This is a genomic window from Paenibacillus sp. EKM211P, from assembly GCF_011066175.1.
In the GTDB taxonomy this organism is placed as follows: Bacteria; Bacillota; Bacilli; order Paenibacillales; family Paenibacillaceae; genus Paenibacillus; species Paenibacillus polymyxa.
This window is the reverse complement of sequence record NZ_JAAMNS010000065.1, coordinates 1-347: the sequence shown is the minus strand read 5'-3', so window position 1 is coordinate 347 and position 347 is coordinate 1. Positions and strand designations below refer to the sequence as shown.

The window sequence follows — 347 nt, the reverse complement described above, 5'->3', positions numbered from 1 at the left end:
ACTGGGATAAGATCCGCCAGATGGTGTATAGCGTAAATACGTATATCCGTAATTAGACGTGCCTCGCTTGCGTTTTCTTGAGGAAGCAGCACGGAATCGAATCCCTCTCGCTTGGCCAGATCAACCATGGACAACACCCTATCACACAGGGCGAATGCTGCCATCAAGCGCCAGCTCGCCAATAAACAGCGTTCGTTCCCCCACCGGTAAAACACCTGCTCACTGGTTGTCAACAAGCCTAAAGCGATGGCAAGATCAAAAGATGAGCCTTTCCTTACGCAAATCAGCAGGAGCTAAGTTAATCGTGATACGCTGGGATGGATATTTGAATCCGCAGTTTTTGATTG

2 protein-coding genes are annotated in these 347 nt (G+C 48.7%); both read right to left on the bottom strand.

The features are described from left to right. Nucleotides 1-215: hypothetical protein (locus tag G9G57_RS26500; RefSeq protein WP_397364208.1), on the bottom strand; the 215-nt coding region annotated here is incomplete at its 3' end. 40 nt (nt 216-255) lie between these two features. After that, nucleotides 256-345: a magnesium chelatase domain-containing protein gene (locus G9G57_RS26495; RefSeq protein ID WP_279287985.1), complete on the bottom strand. Its 90-nt coding sequence runs from the start codon at nt 343-345 to the stop codon at nt 256-258. Nucleotides 346-347 lie beyond the last annotated feature (2 nt).